The sequence below is a fragment of the Streptomyces sp. NPDC058401 genome (assembly GCF_042722885.1).
Classification (GTDB): Bacteria; Actinomycetota; Actinomycetes; order Streptomycetales; family Streptomycetaceae; genus Streptomyces.
Genome location: NZ_JBHXKA010000267.1, coordinates 1 through 3,013, shown reverse-complemented (window position 1 = coordinate 3,013; position 3,013 = coordinate 1). Strand labels below are relative to the sequence as shown.

Annotated in this window: 3 protein-coding genes and 1 tRNA gene; 3 read left to right on the top strand and 1 reads right to left on the bottom strand. The window is 68.7% G+C overall.

Translation table 11 applies throughout. From position 1 onward, the window contains the following. Positions 1-36 precede the first annotated feature (36 nt). Positions 37-113 (bottom strand) — tRNA-Met (locus ACFWNV_RS39620). Positions 114-449: 336 nt separating this feature from the next. Between ACFWNV_RS39620 and ACFWNV_RS39615 the strand changes: the two genes are divergently transcribed. The 3 genes from ACFWNV_RS39615 (at position 450) to ACFWNV_RS39605 (ending at position 2,964) form a co-directional block, all read left to right on the top strand. Beyond that, the gene (locus tag ACFWNV_RS39615; protein WP_053678014.1) at positions 450-653 is read left to right on the top strand and encodes a cold-shock protein; all 204 of its coding nucleotides are present in this window, start codon (positions 450-452) and stop codon (positions 651-653) included. 353 nt (positions 654-1,006) lie between these two features. Then, positions 1,007-2,578, top strand: coding sequence for a DEAD/DEAH box helicase (locus tag ACFWNV_RS39610; RefSeq protein ID WP_383957195.1), 1,572 nt, complete (start codon positions 1,007-1,009; stop codon positions 2,576-2,578). Between the two features lie 71 nt (positions 2,579-2,649). Beyond that, entirely contained in the window at positions 2,650-2,964 is a 315-nt protein-coding gene (locus ACFWNV_RS39605; RefSeq protein WP_383957193.1) for an SCO5918 family protein, read from the top strand. Positions 2,965-3,013 lie beyond the last annotated feature (49 nt).

Here is a 3,013-nt window from a genome sequence, read left to right as displayed (position 1 = left end):
CCCTTGACGCCTGGGCGTCAAGGGGGCCGAAACCTTTGGTAGCGGGGACAGGATTTGAACCTGCGACCTCTGGGTTATGAGCCCAGCGAGCTACCGAGCTGCTCCACCCCGCGTCGTTGTGAACACCACTGTACGGGATCCAGGACCGGCCTCCGACCACCACCGAAAATCCGGGTCGGCCGAGACGGAAAAACTATCGTGGGCCGAGGAGAATTTCCGCAACGGCCGGCGGAGCGGGTTTTATTTCCACGTCGAGCCGACCACGGCGTGCTACTGTGGTTTTAGTTGCAGTTGTGGTTCCCAAAATTTCGAGCACCTCTGCCCGCTCCTCTCGTAGGGGCAGGGCGAGTGTTCTTGTTTTTCCGGCGTTTTCCGGGCTGGGCAATCATCGGCGACTTGAGATTCGCACAGTGCGGATCTCCGGGCTGTGCCCCGAAGGAGTTAAAAACATGGCTAATGGCACCGTGAAGTGGTTCAACGCGGAAAAGGGCTTCGGCTTCATCGAGCAGGAGGGTGGCGGTCCTGACGTGTTCGCCCACTACTCGAACATCGCCTCGCAGGGCTTCCGTGAGCTTCAGGAAGGCCAGAAGGTCAGCTTTGACATCGCGCAGGGCCAGAAGGGCCCGACCGCCGAGAACATCGTCACCGCCTGACGTTCACGCGTAACCGCGTAGCTGGGGCCCGCACCTTGGGTGCGGGCCCCAGCTCGTTGCGTTTTTTGGATCTGCGGGCCGTCTCGGCCCGCGTGCGCGGCGCGGCGGGGAAACCTGTCCCAGCGCCCCACCGTTCGGCCGATGGTTGCACTCCTCGGCTCCCCACCCGCATGCGGCGCATATTTCGCCGACACATAGGGTGATAATCCTTTCATGGCCGGTTGAATCGATCGCAGTTCGATTCGACTCCGTCATATCTTTTTATGCTCCGGCTCATTCTTGTGAATCCTCGTGCGGCCAGCTTTTCGCCGCCGAGAACTCCTCGATGTGCGCCGTATCGAGGAAGGTTCTGCATGAACCGCACGACCCGCATGAATGACCGGTCTTCGTCCTCCCGTACGGGTGGATCCAACAGCTCCTACGGCTCCTACGGCGGCTCCTCGGGCTCCGGCAGCCGCTCTTCCGGCAGCCGGTTCGGCTCGTCCGCCCCCAGCCGCTCCGGCGGTCCCAAGCGTTCGGGTGGCGGCGGTTACGGCCGTCGCCCCGCCGCACCGCAGGGCGAGTTCGCCCTGCCGGTCACCGTGGTCCCCGCGCTGCCCGCCGTCGAGGCCTTCGCCGACCTCGCCATGCCGGCCCAGCTGCTCACCACGCTCACCCGTGAAGGCATGACCACCCCGTTCCCGATCCAGGCGGCCACGCTGCCCAACGGACTCGCGGGCCGGGACGTACTGGGCCGCGGCCGTACCGGCTCCGGAAAGACCCTGGCCTTCGGCCTCGCGCTGCTGGCCCGCACCGCCGGACAGCAGGCCGAGCCGGGTCAGCCGCTCGCGCTGGTCCTCGTACCCACCCGTGAGCTCGCCCAGCAGGTCACGGCCGCCCTCACGCCCTATGCCCGCGCGGTGAAGCTGAGGATCGCCACCGTCGTCGGCGGCATGCCGATCCACCGGCAGGCCGGCGCGCTGCGCGCCGGAGCCGAAGTGGTCGTCGCCACCCCGGGCCGCCTCAAGGACCTCATCCAGCGGGGCGACTGCCGGCTGAATCAGGTCGGGATCACCGTCCTCGACGAGGCCGACCAGATGGCGGACATGGGCTTCATGCCCCAGGTCACCGCGCTCCTCGACCAGGTGCGCCCCGAGGGCCAGCGGATGCTGTTCTCCGCCACCCTCGACCGCAACGTCGACCTGCTGGTGCGCCGCTACCTGACCGACCCCGTCGTGCACTCCGTCGACCCCTCGCAGGGCGCCGTCACGACGATGGAACACCACGTCCTGCACGTCCAGAACTTCGACAAGCAGGCCGCCACGACCGAGATCGCAGCCCGCGAGGGCCGCGTGATCATGTTCCTGGACACCAAGCACGGCGTGGACCGGCTGACCGAACACCTGCTGAGCAGCGGGGTGCGCGCCGCGGCGCTGCACGGCGGAAAGTCGCAGCCCCAGCGCACCCGTACCCTCACGCAGTTCAAGAGCGGGCACGTCAGCGTCCTCGTGGCCACGAACGTCGCGGCCCGCGGCATCCACGTCGACAACCTCGACCTGGTCGTCAACGTGGACCCGCCGACCGACCCGAAGGACTACCTGCACCGCGGCGGCCGTACCGCCCGCGCGGGTGAGTCCGGCAGCGTCGTCACCCTGGTGCTGCCCAACCAGCGCCGGGACATGGTCCGTCTCATGCAGGCCGCCGGTATCACCCCGCAGACCGCTCAGGTACGCTCCGGCGAGGCCGAGCTGAGCCGGATCACCGGCGCCCAGGCGCCGTCCGGCGTCCCGGTCGTCATCACCGCACCCGTCACCGAGCGGCCTAGGGGCGGCACCGGCGGCGCCTCCCGCGGCCGTCGCAGCCGGCCCGCACAGGACCGGCGCAGCAGGACCTCCGCCACCGCCCGGGGGCCGCAGCGCCAGTCCCCGGCCACCACGGCGGCCTAGCCCTTCCAGGCGGCTCCGCCCGGATCCTGCCGGACCGGGCACGGACGGTTCTCTTCTATCTGTGAGGCAGCATGCGCTTCGTCATCGCCCGCTTTCCGTTCGACCTGACCAAGGCCGGCGTCCTTGAGTCGATGAAGGGCGTCAAGCCCGAACCGATCACCGGTGACTCCGTGGTCATAGGGCGTCGTGCCTACCCCGTGAAGCAGGTCGGCCAGGTCGTCACCCGCCAGGACCGCCGCGACTTCACGGCCGCCGAGGTGATCAGGGCCCTGACCGCACTGGGCTTCACCTGCCGCCCGCTCGAAACGGTGCCGGCGCCCGCCGCCGAGGGCCTGACCGCGGTCCAGAAGGCGTCGGCCATGCTCGGCGCCCCCTCGGGCGTGTAGCGGAGCCGCGGGAACAACGCGTACGGAGCCCAGGGCCCCGGTCGGACAC

Excerpts from the sequence above, each read along its gene's own strand:
- ACFWNV_RS39615 (WP_053678014.1), top strand. The coding sequence starts at position 450 with ATGGCTAATGGCACCGTGAAGTGGTTCAACGCGGAAAAGGGCTTCGGC.
- ACFWNV_RS39610 (WP_383957195.1), top strand. The coding sequence starts at position 1,007 with ATGAACCGCACGACCCGCATGAATGACCGGTCTTCGTCCTCCCGTACG.
- ACFWNV_RS39605 (WP_383957193.1), top strand. The coding sequence starts at position 2,650 with ATGCGCTTCGTCATCGCCCGCTTTCCGTTCGACCTGACCAAGGCCGGC.